Here is a 21,605-nt window from a genome sequence, read left to right as displayed (position 1 = left end):
GGAGTTTCTCATGACGCAGATGATTTCTAAAACGCAGGCCCCGGTCAAACGCGCCGGACGCATCGATCCCATCGCCTTCTTCGAGCGCTTCGGGGTGCTGATTTTCATGATCCTGCTGCTGATCTTCTTCCAGTCGCAGAACAGCAACTTTTTCTCTGAACGCAATATTTTCAACATCCTGACCGAAGTCTCCATCTACGGGATCATGGCCGTGGGGATGACCTTCGTCATCCTGACCGCCGGGATTGACCTCTCCGTGGGCTCCATTCTGGCGGTGTGCGCCATGACCGCGGCGTACGTGATTAAGGGCGACAACTTCACCACCGTCGACCCGAACGCCTGGGGCGGCATGAGCTGGCTGATTGGGCTGGGGATTTGTCTGGCGATGGGCACGGCGATTGGCTTCCTGCACGGTCTGGGCGTGACCCGCCTGCGCCTGCCGCCGTTCATCGTCACCCTCGGCGGGATGACCATCTGGCGCGGCCTGACGCTGGTGATCAACGACGGCGCGCCGATCGCCGGTTTCGATCAGGGCTACCGCTGGTGGGGGCGCGGGGAGCTGCTCGGCATCTCCATTCCGATCTGGATCTTCGCCATCGTCGCCCTCGGCGGCTATCTGGCACTGCACAAAACCCGCTGGGGCCGCTTCGTTTACGCCATCGGCGGCAACCCGGAGGCGGCGCGCCTGGCGGGGGTGAACGTCAAGCGCGTGCTGGTCAGCGTCTACGTGCTGATTGGCTGCCTGGCGGGGCTGGCGGGCTTCATTCTGAGCGCGCGTCTGGGAAGCGCCGAGGCGGTCGCCGGGATCTCCTTTGAGCTGCGCGTCATCGCCTCGGTGGTGATCGGCGGCACCTCGCTGATGGGCGGCTACGGGCGCATCGGCGGCACCATTATCGGCTCCATCATCATGGGGATTCTGATTAACGGCCTGGTGCTGATGAACGTCTCGGCCTACTACCAGCAGATTATCACCGGGTTAATTATCGTTCTGGCGGTGGCGTTTGATACATACGCCAAGAGCCGTCGCGGCGCACTGTGAGGATCACGATGAAAGAGGTTCGTATTGGATTGATTGGCACCGGGTATATCGGCAAGGCACACGCTATCGCCTATGCCCAGGCTCCGACGGTGTTCAACCTGCGCGGCAGGCTGGTGCGCGAGATGGTGGCGGAAGTCACGCCGGAGCTGGCGGCAGCGCGCGCGCAGGCGTTTGGCTTCAACCGCTCCACCGGCGACTGGCGGGCGCTGGTGGCCGACCCGGCGATTGACGTGGTGGATATTTGCTCACCCAACCACCTGCATAAAGAGATGGCGCTGGAGGCGATCCGCCACGGCAAGCACGTCTACTCGGAGAAGCCGCTGGCGCTGAACGCCCACGACGCGCGCGAGATGGTCGACGCCGCGAAGCGGGCCGGGGTGAAAACGCTGGTGGGGTTCAACTACATGAAAAACCCGACGGCGCAGCTGGCGAAGGAGATTATCGCCCGCGGCGAGATTGGCGAGGTGATCCACTTCTACGGCACCCACAACGAAGACTATATGGCCGACCCGCTCTCGCCCATTCACTGGCACTGCTTCAAAGAGACCGCCGGGCTGGGGGCGCTGGGTGACCTCGCGGCGCATATCGTCAACATGGCCCAGTACCTGGTCGGGGAGATTGAGCAGGTCTGCGGCGACCTGAAGATTGTGGTCCCGGCACGCCCGGCGAAGGCCGGGTCGTCAGACATGATTGCCGTCGAAAACGAGGATCAGGCCCACGCGATGGTGCGCTTCGCGGGCGGGGCGCAGGGCGTGATTGAAACCTCCCGCGTCGCCTGCGGCCGCAAGATGGGGCTGTCGTACGTCATCACCGGGACCAAAGGCGCCATCAGCTTCACCCAGGAGCGCATGGCGGAGCTGAAGCTCTATCTGCATGACGATCCGGTAAACCGGCAGGGGTTCCGCACCCTGCTCGTCGGCCCGGCACACCCGGACTACGCCGCGTTCTGCATGGGCGCAGGCCATGGGATTGGCTTTAACGATCAAAAAACGGTGGAGGTGCGCGATCTGGTGGACGGGATTGCCGCCGACGCGCCGATGTGGCCGGACTTCGAAGAGGGCTGGAAGGTGTCGCGCGTGCTGGACGCGATCGCGCTCTCGCACCGTGAAGGCCGCTGGCTGAACGTGAATGACATTGTCTGATGAGGTATCAACGTGGAAAAGCAGTTTGATGTGATATGCATGGGCCGCGTGGCGGTAGACCTCTACAGTCAGCAGATTGGTGCCCGTCTGGAGGACGCGTCGAGCTTCGCCAAATACCTCGGCGGCTCGTCCGGCAACGTGGCGTACGGCACCGCGCGCCAGGGGCTGCGCTCGTCGATGCTGGCGCGCGTCGGCGACGAGCATATGGGCCGCTTCCTGCGCGAAGAGCTCAGCCAGGTGGGCTGCGATACCAGCCATCTGATTACCGATAAAGACCGCCTCACGGCGCTGGTGCTACTCGGCATTAAAGACCGGGACACCTTTCCTCTGATTTTTTATCGCGATAACTGCGCGGATATGGCCATTACGGCCAGCGATGTGGACGAAAGCTACATTGCCTCCGCACGGTGTCTTGCCATCACCGGGACTCACCTTTCTCATCCTCAGACCCGCGAGGCGGTGCTGACGGCGCTGGGCTATGCCCGCCGTCACGGCGTGCGCACGGTGCTGGACATCGACTACCGTCCGGTGCTGTGGGGGCTGACCTCCTTAGGCGACGGTGAAACGCGTTTTATCGCCGCGGATAAGGTCACCCGCGAGCTGCAGGAGGTGCTGCACCTCTTCGACGTCATTGTCGGCACCGAGGAGGAGTTTCACATTGCGGGCGGCAGCACGGAGACCCTGCAGGCGCTGGGGCAGGTGCGTGCGGTGAGTCAGGCCACGCTGGTCTGCAAGCGCGGTGCGCTCGGCTGCTCGGTTTATACCGACGCCATTCCGCCCCGGCTGGACGACGGCCTGACGGTGACCGGCGTGCGCGTGGAGGTGCTGAACGTCCTCGGCGCGGGGGACGCGTTTATGTCCGGCCTGCTGCGCGGCTACCTGAACGACGAGGGCTGGGAGCAGGCGTGTCGCTATGCCAACGCCTGCGGCGCGCTGGTGGTCTCGCGCCACGGCTGCGCCCCGGCGATGCCGAGCAAAATCGAGCTGGATGACTATCTCTCTCGCGCTGCGGATGTGCCGCGCCCGGATCTCGACCCGCGTCTGAACCATCTGCACCGGGTGACCACCCGTCGCCGCGAATGGCCGGAGCTGTGCGTAATGGCGTTCGACCACCGCAGTCAGCTTGAGGATATGGCGCTGCAGTGCGGGGCGTCGCTCAAACGTATTCCGGCGCTCAAGCAGCTGATCCTGCAGGCCAGCCGCGAGGCGGCGAGCCGGGCCGGGCTGGAGGGCAAAGCCGGCCTGCTGTGCGATGGCACCTTTGGACAGGACGCGCTCAACGCCATCACCGGCGAGGGGTGGTGGATTGGTCGCCCCATTGAGCTGCCTGGCTCGCGTCCGCTGGAGATGGAGCACGGCAACATCGGCACCCAGCTCATCAGCTGGCCGCAGGAGCACGTGGTGAAGTGCCTGGTCTTTTTCCATCCGGAAGATGCCCACGGCCTGCGCCTGGAGCAGGAGCAGAAAATTGCTGAGGTGTACCACGCCTGCTGTCAGTCCGGGCACGAGCTGCTGCTGGAGGTGATCCTGCCTGCGACCATGCCGCGCAGCGACGAGCTCTACCTGCGCGCCATCTCCCGCTTCTACAACCTCGGCATTTACCCGGACTGGTGGAAGCTGCCGCCGCTTTCCGCCGGGGGCTGGACGGCACTGAGCGAGATTATCGAACGCCGTGACCCGCACTGCCGCGGGGTGGTGATCCTCGGCCTGGATGCCCCTGCAGAACAGCTGCGCGCCGACTTCAGGGCCGCAGCGGGGCAGCCGCTGGTTAAAGGCTTCGCCGTAGGGCGCACGCTGTTCGGCGATGCCTCCCGCGCGTGGCTGAAACACGATATTGACGATGCGCAGCTGGTGGCGCGCATCCGGGACAACTACCTGCAGCTTATCGCCTGGTGGCGCGAGCGCGGACACGCATAATGGAGACGACAATGAGTGTACAACTGGGCATTAACCCGCTGACGTGGACAAACGACGATCTGCCTTCTCTCGGCGCGGAGACGTCGCTGGAGACCTGCCTGAGCGAAGGTAAAGAGGCCGGTTTTGCAGGGTTCGAACTGGGCAATAAATTCCCGCGCGAAGCGCGGCTGCTTGGCCCCATCCTGCAGCGCCATGACCTGCAGCTGGTCTCCGGCTGGTACTCCGGCCGACTCCTGGAGCGCAGCGTGGAGGCGGAGATCGCCGCCGTGCAGTCCCACCTGACGCTGCTGCGCGAGCTGGGGGCGAAGGTGCTGGTGTTTGCGGAAGTGAGCGGCTGCATTCACGGCGAGCAGCAGACGCCGGTGCATCTGCGCCCGCGTTTCCCACAGGCACGCTGGAAGGAGTATGGCGAGAAGCTCACGGAATTTGCCCGCTACACCCAGCAGCAGGGGGTGCAGATTGCCTATCACCACCATATGGGGACGGTGATTGAGTCCGCTGACGACGTGGACAACCTGATGACCCACACCGGCGAAGAGGTTGGACTGCTGCTGGACACCGGTCACCTGACCTTTGCCGGGGCCGATCCGCTGGCGGTGGCGCAGCGCTGGGCGTCGCGCATCAACCACGTTCACTGCAAAGACGTGCGCGCCGACGTGCTGGCGGACGTGAAAAACCGTAAAACCAGCTTCCTTGATGCGGTACTGAGCGGCGTGTTTACGGTGCCGGGCGACGGCTGCGTGGATTACCCGCCGATCATGCAGCTGCTGAAGGCGCAGGACTATCACGGCTGGCTGGTGGTGGAGGCGGAGCAGGACCCGGCGGTTGCCCATCCGCTGACCTACGCCCGTCTGGGGTATAACAACCTGAGCCGCCTGGCGCGCGACGCCGGACTGATTTGAGGAGGTGACATGTCACGTCTGTTATCACGCTGGCAACAGCCGAACGCGGAGGGGCGCACTCAGTCCGTCACGCCGGAACGCGCAGGGTGGGGATACGTCGGCTTTGAGGCGTATGAGCTACATGAGGGGCAGCAGCTGACGCTGCCCGCCGTCAGCGAAGAGCGTTGCCTGGTGCTGGTCGCCGGACGCGCCTCCATCAGCACGCCTTCCGCGCAGTTTAACGACATCGGCGAGCGGATGAGCCCGTTCGAGCGCATCAAGCCGTGGGCGGTGTACGTTACCCCGCAGGAGACGGTGCAGGTGAAGGCGCTGACGAGGCTCGAGCTGGCGGTCTGCGCCGCCCCCGGCAAGGGCACGTATCCGACGCGGCTGATTGCGCCGCAGGATATCGACGCTGAAGCGCGCGGCAAGGGCCATAACCAGCGCTACGTGCACAACATTCTGCCGGAAGATAAGCCCGCCGACAGCCTGCTGGTGGTGGAGGTCTGGACCAACGAGGGATGCACCAGCTCGTACCCGAGCCACAAGCACGACACGGATAACCCGCCCCGGGAGACTTACCTGGAGGAGACCTACTACCATCGCCTCAACCCGGAGCAGGGGTTCTGCATGCAGCGGGTTTACACCGACGACAGAGCGCTGGATGAGTGCATGGCGGTCTACAACCGTGACGTGGTCATGGTGCCGAAGGGCTACCACCCGGTGGCGACGATGGCCGGGTATGACAGCTATTATCTCAACGTGATGGCCGGGCCGGTGCGCAAATGGATGTTCACGTGGGAAGAGGACCACGCGTGGATTAATCGGGATTATCCCGCGGATGGCGGGCGCTGAGGCTATTTTTTTGCCGGGTGGCGCTGTGCTTACCCGGCCTACAATTTACAAAATACTATTTTGCTTCAATCGCCTGCTCAATCGTCCGGGCGATAGCCTCCGGCTGGCTCACCATCGACACGTGGCTCGCGGAGACCTCGGTGGTTTTCGCATGGATCGTCTTCGCCATCGCACGTTCAAGATCGGGGTTGATCATTCGGTCATTTTTGCTGACCACAAACCAGCTCGGCTTATCATGCCACGCCGCGTGGGTCACCTTTTCACCAAACGCATCGGCCTTAATTGGCCCCTGCGTGGCCGCGATTGCAGTTTGTTCCTCGGGCTTCACGTCCGGCGCGAAATCCTTCCTGACGGCGTCCGTCGGCAGGTATAAATAGCCGTCCGCCGTTTTGGCAATGCCCGCGCTGCCCGGCGGTGCAGGGTAGCTTCCTGCCAGGTCCGCCGTCGACTGGCCGGCATCCGGCGCGAACGCCGCCACATACACCAGCGATTTCACCCGCGCATCGTTGCCCGCTTCGCTAATCACGGTGCCGCTCCAGGAGTGACCCACCAGCACGACATCCCCCTGCGCGCGGGCGATGGCCCGCTTTGTGGCCGCAACGTCATCGTTAAGCGACGTGAGCGGCAGCTGGACGGCAATGACCTCTGCGTGCTGTTTCTGCAACAGGGTAATCACCTTATTCCAGCTGCTGCCGTCGGCAAACGCGCCGTGCACCAGCACGACGCTGGTTTTGCTCTGTGCAAAGGCGCTGGCGGAAAGCGCCAGCAGGCCTGCCGTGACTACAGACAGTGCTTTCATCGTCAGACTCCTTAAAAATGGTGGACCGCCGCGTGGGGCGGTACGGTGAATTCAATGGTTTTGTGGTCGAGCGGCTTGTGCGTCGGGTCGGCCAGAATAATCGTCACCTTGTGTTTACCGGCGGGGAGTCCCACCAGAATCACCGGCTCTCCGCTGGCGTCAGCCCAGTGCCACGGCGCGCCGTCCACCACCACGTGAATGTGCCCGATGCGCGGGGTGACCTTGAGCGCTTCAGGTCCGAATACTGGCTCGATGCGCAGGTTTTCGGCACGGTACTGGATAAACACCGCGCCTTTACTCAGCGGCCCGGCAAGCGGCGGATCGACGATCAGTTTTGCAGGCGGTTGCGGCTGCGCCAGCGGGGCAACGGCGGCGGGGCCGTTAACGTCCGCGGCGCTCAGGTTGTCCAGCGGCGTGGCCTGGGCATGTGTTACAGAGGCCAGGACGAGCAGGGGTAAAATTGCGTAACGACGAATCATGGTTCTCTCCTCATCGGTTCTGAATGACGACAGGGAAAGAAAACCATTTTTATGTATCGGAGATATTTGCCGGAGGGGGCGTTTTGTACCCGTTTGTCAGCGCGTCGCGCGGGATACAGTGCGATACAGTTTGCCTCCCGGGACGGCGCACGATCGCTATCGCCAGCCCGGCAATCACCAGCGTTAACCCCGTCGACACTCCCATTGCACCCGCGATCCCCAGCGTTTTGTTCAGCCATGCATAGGCAAACGGTGCGGCTGCGGCCATCAGCTGGCCCGGGATAAGCAGCATGCCCGTGCGGCGGGCATAGCTTTCCGCGCTAAACAGCTCCAGTGGCAGCGTGGCTTTTACTATGGTGACCAGCCCGTTGATGGCGCCGTAGCCCAGCACAAACCCGGCCGCGCACCAGACAAACAGGGCGCTGCTTATTCCCACAAGAAAACACAGCGGCATAGCAAGAGCGGTAAAGAGCGTAAGTTTGAAGGGGGTTAAGCGGCCACCTGCCAGCACCTCCAGCGAGCGCGCGCCCGTCTGGCCGATCCCCCACAGCATGCCGATGGCGACCGGCAGGCCAAAGTGGGCAATAAACTCCGGCAGATGGGTGGAGGTGCCGTTAGAGACAAAGGTGATAAGGGCGATGAAGGCCGCATAAAGCCAGGCGTTACGCCGCTCGTTGCGCAGGGGCGGCGCGATGGCCTTCGTGTTTTCCGTCAGCCGCTGCCGGGGAAGCGTGCGGATCAGCACTGCGCTCAGCAGGCCAAGCAGGGCATAAATGCGTAACGCGTCCTGCCAGCTCATGATGTGAAGCAGACCATCGCCCAGCGGCCAGAAGACGGCGGAGGCCAGCCCGCCTGCCAGCGTGACGCGTGAGATCGTTCTTCGCGCCTGCTGCCCGTAGAGGTTGACCAGCGCGGCGAACAGCGCATCGTACAGCGACAGGCGCATCCCAGTGCCGGCGACAATCCAGGCGCCGTACCAGCCATAAAGCGTCCGGGTATACGCCATTTCTGCGCAGCTTGCGGCGATCAGCAGCGTTCCGACCATCACCACTTTTTGACCGCCAAAGCGTGCCAGCAGGCGGGCGACAAAAGGAGATACCGCCGCCATCACCAGCATCGCCAGCGTCAGGCCGAGGTAAATCTGCGGTGACGACCATCCCCGGTCGGCTGAAATGGCCCGCGCAAAGGTGCCGGGCATATAAAACGAAATCCCCCAGTTGATGAGTTGATTACACCCGGCGGTGAGGGCGAGGCGACGAGGAAGGGCAGAGGTTTCCATGAGTTTTCATTCCGTTATGCAGTTGTCCTGAGCATAACGGGCGCGGTATTGTGCTGGCAGGGCTGCAACCTTATGCACCGTATAAGAGAAACTTTGAATGACGACGCTTAATCTGGGCTATCTCGCCACCTTCCGCCTGGTTCACCAGCGCGGCAGCTTTTCAGCGGCAGCGGACGTTCTGGGCCTCTCCCAGCCCGCCGTCAGCCTGCAAATACGCCAGCTGGAGCAGTTTCTGCAAACGCGGCTGGTGGAGCGTACCGGGCGAGGGATTAAGGCGACGGCTGCCGGAGAAACCTTGCTGGCGCACGGGGAGCGTATTCAGCAGGTGGTGGATGACGCCATCCGGGCCGTGAATGCGTTTAGCCACGACGTGAGCGGCACCATTACCCTTGGCACGGGGGCGACGGCCTGCATTCATCTTCTGCCGCCGCTGCTGGAGCAGCTACGCCGCGACTATCCGCTCCTGAGCGTGGGAGTCACGACGGGCAACACCCTCGACATCGTCAGGGCCATTGAAGAGAACCGTCTCGATATGGGGCTGGTGACCCTGCCGGTGAGCGGCAGAGCGCTGGACGTCATGCCGGTGATGGACGAAGAGTTTGTCTTTATCGCCTCAAGGGAGCAGCAGGACGCTTTCAGGGAGTTAACCCCGGAGGCGCTCCATGCCCAGCCGCTGATCGCCTTTGAGACAGGCAGCGGGACCCGGGCGCTGATCGATGGCTGGTTTGCCGCCCATGGGGTAGCGATGGCGCCGGTGATGCAGCTTGGCAGCATCGAGGCGATCAAACGCATGGTTCGCGCGGGGCTGGGCTACAGCATCGTGCCGCGAATGGCGGTAGAACAGGATGCCGATCGCGAGGGGCTATGCGTGATGTCGCTGACGCCCATGCTGCAGCGGCAGCTGGCGGTGGTGATGCGGCAGGATAAAATCCTCAGCAAAGGGATCGCGGCCCTTATTCGGCTCGTACAACATCCTTCGGGGGGTTAGCGGTCAGCGGTGTCGACGGTCAGGCTCGATTGCTGTGACTGGGTTTTGTCCTGATGGTGGTACCAGGCACCAATCGAAGAGTAAACGAAGCGGCCAAAGAAAAACAGGAAACTGATAAGCAGTATGATGCGGGTCATTCGGGTGTTAAATCGATGTCGTTTGCGCATACGCGTGACCTGACTCACTCTGTTTTCCTGGATAAGCCCGCCCGGGCGATAAGGATATTAAGGCACAGCGGGAAGATGGGGTCAATTCTGTGATGTGTAAATAACCGTCAACGTTTGCATTAACTATTGTTATTGAAATTAATAATTGCATTTACCATATTGATAATATGAAGAAAATTATTTCACAAAATTCTTCTGCAAGGCTTATTTGCGTGAAATAGTTTGATTTAAGTCAACGGATTCCCGGCTCTGATATTTAAAATCCCTCCTCCACACTGTTCACTCTGCACGTCGCGGGGTGGCGCCAGGTCAGGTTGGATGCCTGTCTTTATCTTCCCTCTGGAGAAAAAGGGGTTTAACCGGGCATCTATGAAGATTTTCGCTTTTCTGAAAAACAATAAATACCGTTGGTGGGCATTGCCGCTACTATTACCGGTGGTTTTGCTTCCCGTGCTGAGCGTGGCAAATACGTTCACGCAGCTGGGGGACGGTATCGCGGCGCTTTATTATTTACCGCTCTCCTTTTTGCTCTCGCTGATGATGTTCTTTGGCCTGGAAGCCCTTCCCGGGATCGTGTTGTCGCTGTTTATCCGCTATTACCCGTCGGTCGGGATGTTCGAAACGGTTGCCGGGGTGCTCCATTTTATTGTCCCTTTAGTCCTCAGCTGGGGCGGCTACCGGGTGTTTGCGCCCAGACGCAATATGACGGCGTACGGCGACATCCGGCTGATGGCGCAGCGCATCTTCTGGCAGGTCATCTGCCCTGCGACGCTGTTTCTGGTGCTGTTTCAGTTTGCGGTGTATCTGGGCGTGTATGAGAGTCGCCAGAGCCTCGCGGGGTTGAACCCTCTTAACATTCGTACGCTCATTAACTACCAGGCGCTGCTGGTCAGCGGGCTGACGGGCGTGCCGTTGAGCTATCTGCTGATCCGCCTGATCCGTCATCCGCGCTATATCAAAAGTCTTCTCTCGCAGATCCGTTTCCAGATAGATAAAAAGGTGACGGCCGCGGAGTTTTTGCTGTGGGCGATTGCGCTTGGCGGGCTGCTGTCGCTGCTGCTGCTCCCGATAAATGAAAACAGCTCCATCTTCACCACTAACTATACCCTGTCGCTGCTGATGCCGGTGATGCTCTGGGGCGCGATGCGTTTTGGCTATAAGCTGATTTCGCTGATCTGGACCCCGATACTGCTGGTGTCCATTCACTATTTTTACCGCTATATCCCAGTGAACGCGGGGTACGATATTCAGCTGGCGATCACCTCTTCCAGTTACCTGGTCTTTTCGTTTGTGGTGATTTATATGTCGATGCTGGCGACCCGGCAGCGCGCGGTGAACAAACACGCCCGCAGGCTGGCACTGCTCGATCCGGTTGTCCATATGCCTAACCTGCGGGCGCTGTCGCGCGATCTGGCGAAGAATCCGTGGTCGGCGCTCTGCCTGCTGCGCATTCCGGAGCTGGAAATTCTGGGCCGAAATTACGGCGTGCAGCTGCGTATTCAGTACAAACAGCAGCTGGCGCAGTGGGTTAACGCTACGCTCCAGCCCAATGAGCAGGTGTATCACCTCACCGGGTATGACATGGCGGTGCGGCTCAACGCGGAATCGCACCAGCAGCGGATTGACGCCCTGGACGAGCATATCAAGCAGTTCCGCTTTGTCTGGGACGGCATGCCGCTGCAGCCGCAGGTTGGCGTAAGCTACTGCTATGTCCGGTCCCCTGTTAACCATCTTTATCTGGTGCTGGGGGAGCTGGCGGTGGTGGCCGATCTGTCACTCTCCTCTAATCACCCGGAAAATCTTCAGCAGCGCGGTGCCGTCCATTTGCAGCGCAGCCTGAAGGATAAAGTCGCGATGATGAGCCGCCTGCAGAAGGCGCTCGACAACGACGAATTCATCCTGCTGGTTCAACCCGTTCGCGGCCTGCGTGGCGATTGCTATCACGAAGTCCTGCTGCGGATGCCGGACACCAATGGGATACTGATCTCCCCCGATCAGTTCCTGCCTGTCGCGCAGGAGTTTGGTTTGTCCTCTCGGGTGGATCTGTGGGTGCTTGAGCATACGCTGCGCTTCCTGGCCGCGCATCGGGAAAGACTGCCCGGCCAGCGCTTTGCTATTAACCTGGCGCCTTCAACAGTGTGCCGGGTGCAGTTCCCGCTTGAGGTGAGCCGCGTGCTGGCGAAATACGCTATTGAGCCGTGGCAGCTGATCTTTGAAGTGACGGAGTGCAGCAACTTCTGCAACGCGGAGCAGGCGCTGCATATCCTCAGTCAGCTGCAGAAAATGGGGGTACGCATTGCGATTGATGATTTTGGTACCGGCTATGCAAGCTACGCGCGGCTAAAAAGCGTGGACGCAGATATTCTTAAAATCGACGGCGACTTCATCCGCAATATCGTCAACAACAGCCTGGATTATCAGATTGTGGCGTCTATCTGCCATCTGGCGCGCATGAAGAAGATGCTGGTGGTGGCGGAATATGTCGAGACCGAAGAGATACGTAGCGCGGTTCACGCGCTAGGTATTGATTATGTGCAGGGCTATCTGATTGGCAGACCGGCACCGCTTGAGTCACTGCTGGAAACAGAGGCGTCCTGCGCGGACGCCTGAACCGTTACGCGGCGACGTCGGCGCTCTCTTCCTCGATTTTGAGCAGCCAGCCGGTGACCGCTTCCCAGTACTGCTGCTCCTTTTCCAGGTCCAGCAGGACCAGCGCGTTCTGGCTGAACCAGTCGTGCGGGAAGCTCAACGTCCAGTGATGGTCGTCGGTTTTCAGCTTCAGCGTGGGCGGCGTGGTGGTCGCCTGACGCTGGTTATTGAGCAGCACGCCCAGACGCAGCAGCTGAATGAGCGGCAGGAACTGCTTTTTCTTAAACAGCGTGAAGCGCGGCAGGTCGTCGAGCTTGATGGCTTTGCGGTGATAGCGCACCAGGGTCGCCATCATGGTTTGCTGCTCCTGGTTGAAGCCTGGCAGATCGCTGTTTTGCAAAATATAGGCCGAATGGCGGTGCATCCCGCTATGGTTGATGTTCAGCCCCACCTCGTGCAGCATCGCGGCCCATTTCAGCAGCGCGGCAAGCTGCGGGTGCGCCAGCTTCGGATTCTGCTCTTCCCACTGTTCATACATCTGCACCGTGGTGTCCAGCACGCGCTTCGCCTGCTCGCGGTCGATGTTGTACTGGTTGGCCAGGCTTTGCGCGGTGCGGCTGCGAATATCCTGATGGCGGAAGCGGCCTTCCATTTCGTACAGCACGCCTTCGCGCAGCGCGCCGTCGGACAGGCGCAGCTCTTTAATGGCCAGCGCATCAAACACGCCGCAGAGAATGGCCAGCCCCGGCACGAAGACCGCCTTACGCTCGTCGGAAAGCCCCGGCAGGCTTAAGGCGTCAAAACTTTTATGCTTCAGCACTTCGTCGGTCAGCAGCGTCAGGCGTTCGGGCGTGATGAACCCATCTTTTTCACCCATTGCCAGCAGCACTTCATGCGCTGCCTTGATGGTGCCCGACGCGCCCAGCGCCACGTTCCAGCCCTGAATGCGGTACTGCCAGGCCAGGTTTTCCAGCTTCTGGACTGCCGCCATACGCGCACGCTGGAAGTTCTCGCGGGTGATGGTGCCGCCCGGGAAATACATCTGCGCGAAGCTGACGCAGCCCATACGGCGGCTTTCCACCAGGCGAGGCTCAAAGTCTTCGCCGATCACAAGCTCCGTAGAACCGCCGCCGATGTCGATCACCAGCTTGCGCCCTTTTTCCGGCTGGGTGTGCTCGACGCCCATGAAAATCAGACGCGCTTCCTCGTTACCGGAGATGATCTCAATCGGGTAGGGGATCACCTTTTCGGCCCGCTTGAGAAACTCTGGCGCGTTCAGCGCCTGACGCAGGGTGTGGGTGCCCACGATGCATACGCTGGAGGGCGAGAAGCCCTGCAGGCGTTCAGCAAACAGCGACAGGCAGTTTAACCCGCGCTCCATCGCCTCTTCGCTGAGCATGCTGCGTTCATCAAGGCCATCCGCCAGGTGTACGCGCTGCTTCAGACGACCGATGATCTGCAGCGCGCCATCCACCTCACGGGCGATGACCATGTGGAAACTGTTAGAGCCAAGATCGACCGCGGCGAATTCCTGCGGGCGTGGGGTCTTATCATTTATCGGCATAGGTTAATCGGGTTGCTCGAGTGATTTGATATAGTCGTAAATCGCCAGTTGCGACCGCACTTTACGGCGGTTGCCGCGCGGTACATAGCGGTTACTGAGTTCTTTGTCGATATAGCGCGCCTTCACCGTATCGCTGAACAGGATCTCGATAATGTCGAGAATACGCTGTTTCAGACGCGGATCCAGCAGCGGGGTTGCGACTTCAATTCGGTAGTCAATATTGCGCGTCATCCAGTCTGCCGAAGAGAGATAGACCTGTTTGTCGCCTGCATTATCGAAAATATAGACCCGATCGTGTTCCAGGTAACGGTCAACAATGCTGATCACCCGAATATTATCGCTGATGCCTTCCAGTTCCGGGATCAGCGAGCACATGCCGCGGATCAGCAGGTTAACCGGTACGCCAGAGCTGGACGCGGCGTACAGCCTGTCCACCAGTCCTTTGTCGACCAGATTGTTCAGCTTCAGCGTGATGCCGGACGACAGCCCTTTCTGGGCATTGGCAATCTCTTTATCAATCATATCGTACAGCAGACGGCGCGAGTTCTGCGGCGAGACCAGCAGATAGTCGAAGCTGACAGGGCGGTACGGGTTCTCAATGAAGTTAAAGACCCGGCGTACCTCGTTGGTGATGCGCGCATCGGCGGTCAGCAGCGAGTAGTCGGTATAAATACGGGCGGTTTTTTCGTTGAAGTTACCGGTGCCGATGTGAGCATAGCGCACCACGTCGTCGCCCTCTTTACGGGAGATCAGGAACAGCTTGGCGTGAATTTTGAGACCCGGCGCGGAGAAGATCACGTGCACGCCCGCTTCCGTCAGACGGCGCGCCCAGTGAATGTTCGCCTCTTCGTCGAAGCGCGCCTGCAGCTCAACCACCACGGTCACTTTTTTGCCGTTGTGCGCGGCGTGGATCATCGCATCGATGATGCGGGAATCTTTTGCCACGCGGTAGATGTTGATTTTGATCGCCAGCACGCTCGGGTCGAACGAGGCCTGTCGCAGCAGCTCCAGCACGTGTTCAAACGTGTGATACGGATAGTAGAGCAGAACATCGCGCTCGCGAATGGCGTCGAACCCGTTGCGGAATTTATCAAACCACAGATGGCGCAGGCGCGGCAGCGGCTTGTTCACCAGATTGGCCTTGCCAACGTTCGGGAAGCCAATGAAGTCTTTAAAGTTGTGGTAACGGCCGCCCGGCACGATGGAGTCATAGCGCGAAATGGTCAGCTTCTCGCGCAGCATTTCTACCATGGCGTCCGGCATATCGCGCTGATAAACAAAGCGCACCGGCTCGGCCGTCAGGCGTTGTTTCAGGCTGGAGGACATCAGCTCCATCAGGCTGGCCTCCATCTCGTGCACCAGGTCATATTCGGCGTCACGGGTCATCTTCATCGAGTAGGCGTTTAGCGCATCGTAATCGAAGAAGCCTTTGAAAATGTCGTCGAGACAGTAGCGCAGGATGTTGTCCAGCAGGATCATCGGCTTGCGTCTGCGCGGGGTTTCCGGCGGCAGGTTCACGAAGCGCGGGACCTTGTCGGACGGGATCTCCAGCAGCGCGTAGCGAATGGATTCACCGCGAATAATTTCTACGGCCAGATAGGTGTAGTCATCTTTCAGGAACTGCACCAGATCGGTTTCGCGGTTGATGAGAATCGGGGTAATGTGCTGGCGCAGGTACTGTTTAAAATAGTGGCGCAGCCAGTTTTGTTGGTTAACGGAAAGCTGACGTTCGTTAATCAGGAAGATTTGATTGCGCGCCATCTCCAGCAGCAGTTCGTTATACAGGCCGTCAAATTCCTGATCGGCTTTCAACACGCGGGACTGGATTTTGCCCAGCAGATGCCGCGAGTGAGAGTTTAAGCCCTGTTCTTCACTGATGATGATCCGTCTTTTCAGCTCGGCAAAGCGAACCTTGTAGAACTCATCCAGGTTGTTGGAATAGATGCCCAAAAAACGCATGCGTTCGATCAGCGGGTTACTTTTGTCAGCCGCTTCCTGGAGTACACGTTCGTTAAATGCTAACCAGCTTAGCTCTTTCTCGATATATAACTTTTCCTGACCCATTACAGCTCACACTCCAGTTCAATCACAGGACGTGGTAAATCCGTCTCGTCCTTATTATGGCGAGCATTTCCACGATATGTCCAACAGTGCCAGAAAAGTATGACAGTTATTTTTTTTGTTGGGGAATTTAGAAGGTTGGAGAAGGGAATATCGGGTAATGCAAGGTAGATGTCGGGTAAGCGCGGCGCCACCCGACATAACAAACTACTCTTCCGCCGCATGGCCCTGCGGGGGTAACTTCACGCCATCCAGCCAGGCAGCGCCGTCGCGCATTTCGAGACGCCCGTCGACAAACCAGCTTACCACCAGCGGGTAAATGGCGTGTTCCTGGGTCTGCACGCGTTCGGTCACGTCTTCTTCGCTGTCGCCGTCAAAGACCGGGACTTTGGCCTGCAGGATCACCGGACCGCCGTCCAGCTCGTCGGTAACGAAATGCACGGAGGTGCCGTGCTCCTCATCGCCGTTTTCCAGAACCTGACGATGGGTGTGCAGGCCGGGATATTTCGGCAGAAGAGAAGGGTGAATATTCAGCAGACGTCCGGCGTAGTGCGCAACAAAAGCCGGGCTCAGAATGCGCATATAGCCCGCCAGCACCACGACGTCCGGTGCGTAGGCATCAATCTCCTGAACCAGCTCGCGGTCAAAGGCTTCACGCCCGGCGAACTGGCTGGCTTCCAGCGCGTGCGCGGGAATGTTCGCTTCCCGCGCGCGCTCAAGGCCGAACGCGTCGGCCTTGTTGCTGAATACTGCCCGAATGGTGCCGTTGATTTTCTTCTGTTTGCAGGCGTCTATGATGGCCTGCAAATTGCTTCCGTTGCCGGAAATGAGCACCACGATGTTTTTCATTCAATGACCACACGCTGTTCGGAATCGGAGGCTTTAATCGTACCGATTTTCCACGCGTTTTCACCTTTTTCGGTCAGCAGCTTGACCGCTTTATCCGCTTCGCTTGCCGGCAGGGCGATAACCATGCCCACGCCGCAGTTAAAGGTGCGGTACATTTCGTGAGAGCTCACGTTGCCTGCGGTCTGCAGCCAGTTAAACACGGCTGGCCACTGCCATGAGGATTCGTCGATTACGGCCTGGGTGTTGTCCGGCAGCACGCGCGGGATGTTTTCCCAGAAGCCGCCGCCGGTCAGGTGGGCAATAGCGTGCACGTCAACGTTCTCGATCAGTTCCAGCACGTTTTTCACGTAGATGCGGGTCGGTGCCAGCAGATGGTCTGCCAGCGGTTTACCGTCAAGCTCGGAGGTCAGCGGGTCGCAGCCGCTCACCTCGAGGATTTTACGCACCAGGGAGTAGCCGTTGGAGTGTGGGCCGCTGGAAGCCAGCGCGATCAGCACGTCACCATCCGCCACTTTGCTGCCGTCGATAATTTCTGATTTTTCTACTACGCCGACGCAGAAGCCCGCGACGTCATAATCTTCGCCGTGATACATACCCGGCATTTCAGCGGTTTCGCCGCCGACCAGCGCACAGCCGGACTGCAGGCACCCTTCGGCGATACCGTTAATGACGCTGGCCGCGGTATCCACGTCCAGTTTGCCGGTCGCGTAGTAATCGAGGAAGAACAGCGGCTCTGCGCCCTGAACCACCAGGTCATTCACACACATCGCGACCAGATCTATACCGATCGTGTCGTGACGTTTTAAATCCATCGCCAGGCGCAGCTTGGTGCCTACACCGTCAGTACCCGAGACCAGAACAGGTTCACGATATTTTTGCGGCAGCGCGCACAGTGCGCCGAATCCACCCAGACCACCCATCACTTCCGGGCGGCGGGTTTTTTTCACCACACCTTTGATTCGGTCAACCAGCGCATTACCTGCGTCAATATCAACACCGGCATCTTTATAGCTGAGAGAAGTTTTGTTGGTCACGGCTCAAGTCCCCACGCGATTGCATAGCTAGTAAGAAAAATCGGCGCAATTCTAACAGTCCAGGCAAACGTTTGCGAGCCTATTCTCGGTGCGGGGATCTTTTTTTCTCTCTGGCTTATGCAGGGCGACAAACTTGACTCTGTTCACGAAAATGAAACCGGTTTCGGCGTTCTGCTTGCAACGGCTATCCCCTTTGCACATCATCGAACTGAAACCGGTTTCTGTAATTGTTTTTGCAGAAAATAACGCAGAATGAGGGAAAGCAAATGTCAGGATTTAAAGCAGATTTTCTGTGGGGGGGGGGCCGTTGCGGCGCATCAGCTTGAGGGCGGCTGGAAAGAGGGCGGCAAGGGCGTTAGCGTTGCCGATGTGATGACGGCGGGCGCGCACGGCGTACCGCGCGAAATCACCAACGGCGTGCTTGAGGGGAAAAATTACCCTAACCATGAAGCCATCGATTTCTACCACCGCTATAAAGAAGACATCAAACTCTTTGCCGAGATGGGGTTCAAATGCTTCCGTACCTCCATCGCCTGGACGCGTATCTTCCCGAAAGGTGACGAGCTTGAGCCGAACGAGGCCGGTCTGAAATTCTATGACGATCTGTTCGACGAGTGCCTGAAGTACGGCATCGAACCGGTTATTACGCTTTCCCACTTCGAGATGCCTTTCCACCTGGTCACGGAATACGGCGGCTGGCGCAACCGTAAGCTGATCGACTTCTTCGTTCGTTTTGCGAAAGTGGTTTTCCAGCGCTATCAGCATAAAGTGAAGTACTGGATGACCTTTAACGAGATCAACAACCAGGCCAACTTCCATGAAGATTTTGCGCCGTTTACCAACTCCGGGCTGAAGTACGCGCCGGGTGAAGATCGTGAGCCGGTGATGTTCCAGGCCGCGCACTATGAACTGGTGGCCAGCGCCCTGGCGGTGAAGGCGGGGCGCGAGATTAACCCGTCCCTGCAGATCGGCTGCATGATTGCCATGTGCCCCATCTACCCGCTGACCTGCGCGCCGGACGACATGATGATGGCGATGAACGCCATGCACCGCCGCTACTGGTTTACCGACGTCCACGTGCGCGGCAAGTATCCGCAGCATCTGCTCAACTACTTTGAACGTCGCGGCTTCGCGCTGGATATCACCGAAGAAGATAAAGTCGCGCTGACGCAGGGCTGCGTGGATTACATCGGGTTTAGCTATTATATGTCCTTCGCCACCAAGGCGACGGCGGACAACCCGCAGCTGGACTATGACGAGAGCAAGAGCCTGGTCTCTAACCCGTACGTGCAGAAATCTGACTGGGGCTGGCAGATTGACCCGGTGGGGCTGCGCTACTCCCTCAACTGGTTCTGGGATCACTACCAGCTGCCGCTGTTTATCGTTGAAAACGGCTTTGGCGCAATCGACGTGCAGGAGAGCGACGGCACGGTGAACGACCAGTACCGCATTGACTACCTGGCCGCCCACATCCGCGAGATGAAAAAAGCGGTGGTGGAAGATGGCGTAGACCTGATGGGTTACACCCCGTGGGGCTGTATCGACCTCGTATCTGCCGGTACCGGTGAAATGAAAAAACGCTACGGCTTTATCTTTGTCGATAAAGATAACGAAGGGAACGGCACGCTGAACCGCAGTAAGAAAAAGTCGTTCGACTGGTATAAGCAGGTGATTGCGAGCAACGGCGAGCAGCTATAATTGCCCGGTGGCGCTGCGCTTACCGGGTCTACGGGACGTGTAGGCCGGGTAAGCGTTAGCGCCACCCGGCAGAACCCGCACCCAAGCCGGAGTCTCGCCTCCGGTTTTTTTGTCTCTAAATCACTTTGCTTGATATTCGTCAAGCAACATGGGTATGGCCTAATCCGAAAAAAGCGGTATAATCCCGCGATTTTTTTGCGGATGCCATTCAGAGGAGAAAGAGAATGAAGATTGTGGAAGTGAAACACCCACTCGTTAAACACAAGTTGGGCCTGATGCGTGAGCATGACATCAGCACGAAGCGTTTTCGCGAACTGGCCTCTGAAGTCGGCAGCCTGCTGACTTACGAAGCGACCTCCGATCTGGAGACAGAAAAAGTCACCATCGAAGGCTGGAACGGCCCGGTGCAGGTTGAGCAGATCAAAGGTAAGAAAATTACCGTTGTGCCAATCCTGCGTGCCGGTCTCGGCATGATGGAAGGCGTGCTGGAGCATGTGCCAAGCGCGCGCATCAGCGTGGTGGGGATCTACCGTAACGAAGAAACCCTCGAGCCGGTTCCTTACTTCCAGAAGCTGGTGTCCAACATCGACGAGCGTATGGCGCTGGTGGTTGACCCGATGCTGGCAACCGGCGGTTCAATGATTGCCACTATCGACCTGCTGAAAAAAGCGGGCTGCAGCAGCATTAAAGTGCTGGTGCTGGTTGCGGCACCGGAAGGGATCGCGGCACTGGAAAAAGCGCACCCGGACGTTGAGCTGTATACCGCCTCTATCGACCAGGGCCTGAACGAGCACGGGTACATCATCCCGGGACTCGGCGATGCCGGCGATAAGATCTTTGGTACGAAATAATCGAATAACGATAAATAAGCCGACTTTGATAGTCGGCTTTTTTTTGAATAAAACACCAACAACGATACTACTCAGAGGAAAACACTATGACGCGCCGTGCTATCGGGGTGAGTGAAAGACCGCCGCTTTTACAGACTATCCCGCTTAGTTTGCAGCACCTGTTCGCCATGTTTGGCGCAACCGTGCTGGTGCCAATCCTGTTCCACATTAACCCGGCTACCGTGCTGCTGTTCAACGGCATCGGTACGCTGCTGTATCTCTTTATCTGTAAAGGCAAAATCCCGGCGTATCTCGGGTCGAGCTTCGCCTTTATCTCTCCGGTGTTATTGTTGCTGCCGCTGGGTTATGAGGTCGCGCTGGGCGGCTTTATCATGTGTGGCGTGCTGTTCTGCCTGGTCTCCTTCATCGTGAAGAAAGCCGGTACCGGCTGGCTGGACGTGATGTTCCCCCCTGCGGCGATGGGCGCCATCGTGGCCGTCATCGGTCTTGAGCTGGCGGGCGTGGCGGCGAACATGGCCGGCCTGCTGCCAGCAGACGGCCAGTCGCCGGATTCCAAAACCATTATCATCTCGCTGGTGACCCTGGGCGTAACGGTCTTTGGCTCCGTGCTGTTCCGTGGCTTTATGGCGATTATCCCGATCCTGATCGGCGTGCTGGCGGGCTATGCGCTCTCCTTTATGATGGGCGTGGTGGATACCACCCCGATTGCGCAGGCGCACTGGTTCGCGCTGCCTACCTTCTATACGCCGCGCTTCGAATGGTTTGCGATTTTCACCATTCTGCCTGCGGCGCTGGTGGTGATTGCAGAGCACGTCGGCCACCTGGTGGTGACGGCAAACATTGTCAAACGTGACCTGATCCGCGACCCGGGCCTGCACCGCTCCATGTTTGCGAACGGTTTCTCCACCATCATCTCCGGTTTCTTTGGGTCTACGCCAAACACCACCTACGGTGAAAACATCGGCGTGATGGCGATTACCCGCGTTTACAGCACCTGGGTTATCGGCGGCGCGGCGATCATCGCCATTCTGCTCTCCTGCGTCGGCAAGCTGGCGGCAGCGATTCAGATCATCCCGGTGCCGGTGATGGGCGGCGTGTCTCTGCTGCTGTACGGGGTAATCGGTGCCTCCGGTATTCGCGTGCTGATTGAATCCAAAGTGGATTACAGCAAAGCGCAGAACCTGATCCTGACGTCGGTGATCCTGATTATCGGCGTGAGCGGCGCGAAGGTGCACATCGGGGCGGCCGAGCTGAAAGGTATGGCGCTGGCGACCATCGTCGGCGTGGGCCTGAGCCTCATTTTCAAGCTGATCTCCGTGATCCGCCCGGAAGAGGTGGTGCTGGACGCTGACGAAAGCGAAAAAGCGTCACAGTGATCCTTTAACCGGGCGGACGATCCGCCCGGTTCTCTCC

The 21,605-nt window shown here is 59.1% G+C and carries 17 protein-coding genes and 1 pseudogene; 10 read left to right on the top strand and 8 right to left on the bottom strand.

Annotation, left to right across the window (positions count from 1 at the left end):
- The first annotated feature begins 10 nt into the window (after positions 1–10).
- Genes ACOTXI_RS15165 through iolB form a run of 5 tightly spaced genes read left to right on the top strand, consistent with a single transcriptional unit; the run spans position 11 to position 5,834 of the window.
- On the top strand, positions 11–1,039 hold the full coding sequence (locus ACOTXI_RS15165; RefSeq protein ID WP_008502116.1) for an ABC transporter permease: 1,029 nt from the start codon (positions 11–13) through the stop codon (positions 1,037–1,039).
- An 8-nt stretch (positions 1,040–1,047) separates the two neighbouring features.
- Positions 1,048–2,181, top strand: coding sequence for a Gfo/Idh/MocA family protein (locus tag ACOTXI_RS15160; protein WP_025912799.1), 1,134 nt, complete (start codon positions 1,048–1,050; stop codon positions 2,179–2,181).
- A gap of 12 nt (positions 2,182–2,193) precedes the next feature.
- The gene (locus tag ACOTXI_RS15155; protein WP_058653476.1) at positions 2,194–4,098 is read left to right on the top strand and encodes a bifunctional 5-dehydro-2-deoxygluconokinase/5-dehydro-2-deoxyphosphogluconate aldolase; all 1,905 of its coding nucleotides are present in this window, start codon (positions 2,194–2,196) and stop codon (positions 4,096–4,098) included.
- Positions 4,099–4,109: 11 nt separating this feature from the next.
- The gene (gene iolE, locus ACOTXI_RS15150) at positions 4,110–5,000 is read left to right on the top strand and encodes a myo-inosose-2 dehydratase (RefSeq protein WP_058653478.1); all 891 of its coding nucleotides are present in this window, start codon (positions 4,110–4,112) and stop codon (positions 4,998–5,000) included.
- 9 nt (positions 5,001–5,009) lie between these two features.
- Positions 5,010–5,834, top strand: a complete 825-nt coding sequence (gene iolB / locus ACOTXI_RS15145) for a 5-deoxy-glucuronate isomerase (RefSeq protein WP_055321486.1) — start codon at positions 5,010–5,012, stop codon at positions 5,832–5,834.
- A 55-nt stretch (positions 5,835–5,889) separates the two neighbouring features.
- Here the strand turns inward: iolB and ACOTXI_RS15140 are convergent, their stop codons facing one another.
- Genes ACOTXI_RS15140 through ACOTXI_RS15130 form a run of 3 tightly spaced genes read right to left on the bottom strand, consistent with a single transcriptional unit; the run spans position 5,890 to position 8,391 of the window.
- The gene (locus ACOTXI_RS15140; protein WP_058653480.1) at positions 5,890–6,633 is read right to left on the bottom strand and encodes an alpha/beta fold hydrolase; all 744 of its coding nucleotides are present in this window, start codon (positions 6,631–6,633) and stop codon (positions 5,890–5,892) included.
- A gap of 11 nt (positions 6,634–6,644) precedes the next feature.
- Positions 6,645–7,112: a DUF6130 family protein gene (locus ACOTXI_RS15135; RefSeq protein ID WP_045406081.1), complete on the bottom strand. Its 468-nt coding sequence runs from the start codon at positions 7,110–7,112 to the stop codon at positions 6,645–6,647.
- A gap of 49 nt (positions 7,113–7,161) precedes the next feature.
- Entirely contained in the window at positions 7,162–8,391 is a 1,230-nt protein-coding gene (locus ACOTXI_RS15130) for an MFS transporter (protein ID WP_008501650.1), read from the bottom strand.
- A 97-nt stretch (positions 8,392–8,488) separates the two neighbouring features.
- On the opposite strand from ACOTXI_RS15130, the gene ACOTXI_RS15125 reads away from it, so the two are divergent.
- Positions 8,489–9,379 (top strand): LysR family transcriptional regulator, encoded by an 891-nt coding sequence (locus tag ACOTXI_RS15125; RefSeq protein ID WP_008501649.1) that lies wholly within the window; start codon positions 8,489–8,491, stop codon positions 9,377–9,379.
- Here the strand turns inward: ACOTXI_RS15125 and ACOTXI_RS15120 are convergent.
- Entirely contained in the window at positions 9,376–9,564 is a 189-nt protein-coding gene (locus ACOTXI_RS15120; RefSeq protein ID WP_021241815.1) for a YfgG family protein, read from the bottom strand. The two genes, ACOTXI_RS15125 and ACOTXI_RS15120, sit on opposite strands and share 4 nt — an antisense overlap.
- Before the next feature lie 351 nt (positions 9,565–9,915).
- On the opposite strand from ACOTXI_RS15120, the gene ACOTXI_RS15115 reads away from it, so the two are divergent.
- The gene (locus tag ACOTXI_RS15115) at positions 9,916–12,156 is read left to right on the top strand and encodes an EAL domain-containing protein (protein ID WP_031275105.1); all 2,241 of its coding nucleotides are present in this window, start codon (positions 9,916–9,918) and stop codon (positions 12,154–12,156) included.
- Between the two features lie 4 nt (positions 12,157–12,160).
- Here the strand turns inward: ACOTXI_RS15115 and ppx are convergent, their stop codons facing one another.
- The 4 genes from ppx to purM all read right to left on the bottom strand — a co-directional run bounded on the left by ppx (position 12,161) and on the right by purM (position 17,643).
- Positions 12,161–13,699 (bottom strand): exopolyphosphatase, encoded by a 1,539-nt coding sequence (gene ppx / locus ACOTXI_RS15110; protein WP_008501646.1) that lies wholly within the window; start codon positions 13,697–13,699, stop codon positions 12,161–12,163.
- Positions 13,700–13,702: 3 nt separating this feature from the next.
- A complete protein-coding gene (ppk1, locus tag ACOTXI_RS15105) occupies positions 13,703–15,763 on the bottom strand; it encodes a polyphosphate kinase 1 (RefSeq protein WP_008501645.1) in 2,061 nt (686 codons plus the stop codon).
- Positions 15,764–15,967: 204 nt separating this feature from the next.
- On the bottom strand, positions 15,968–16,609 hold the full coding sequence (purN, locus tag ACOTXI_RS15100) for a phosphoribosylglycinamide formyltransferase (protein WP_021241814.1): 642 nt from the start codon (positions 16,607–16,609) through the stop codon (positions 15,968–15,970).
- Positions 16,606–17,643 carry a phosphoribosylformylglycinamidine cyclo-ligase gene (gene purM / locus ACOTXI_RS15095; protein ID WP_058653481.1) on the bottom strand — a complete coding sequence of 346 codons (1,038 nt, stop codon included), beginning with the start codon at positions 17,641–17,643 and terminating at the stop codon, positions 16,606–16,608. Before purM ends, purN begins: the two co-directional genes overlap by 4 nt.
- Before the next feature lie 266 nt (positions 17,644–17,909).
- Here purM and ACOTXI_RS15090 point away from each other — a divergent pair.
- The 3 genes and pseudogenes from ACOTXI_RS15090 (at position 17,910) to uraA (ending at position 21,568) form a co-directional block, all read left to right on the top strand.
- Positions 17,910–19,341 (top strand): annotated as a pseudogene (locus ACOTXI_RS15090) (6-phospho-beta-glucosidase).
- Between the two features lie 224 nt (positions 19,342–19,565).
- The gene (gene upp / locus ACOTXI_RS15085; RefSeq protein WP_008501641.1) at positions 19,566–20,192 is read left to right on the top strand and encodes a uracil phosphoribosyltransferase; all 627 of its coding nucleotides are present in this window, start codon (positions 19,566–19,568) and stop codon (positions 20,190–20,192) included.
- Between the two features lie 86 nt (positions 20,193–20,278).
- Entirely contained in the window at positions 20,279–21,568 is a 1,290-nt protein-coding gene (gene uraA / locus ACOTXI_RS15080) for a uracil permease (RefSeq protein ID WP_023294266.1), read from the top strand.
- Positions 21,569–21,605: the final 37 nt, after the last annotated feature.

Origin of the sequence: Enterobacter cloacae complex sp. BZL2005 (assembly GCF_049238885.1) — a bacterium.
GTDB lineage: Bacteria > Pseudomonadota > Gammaproteobacteria > Enterobacterales > Enterobacteriaceae > Enterobacter > Enterobacter roggenkampii.
Note: the sequence above shows the minus strand (reverse complement) of the source record. Positions and strands in the feature narration are given on the sequence as shown.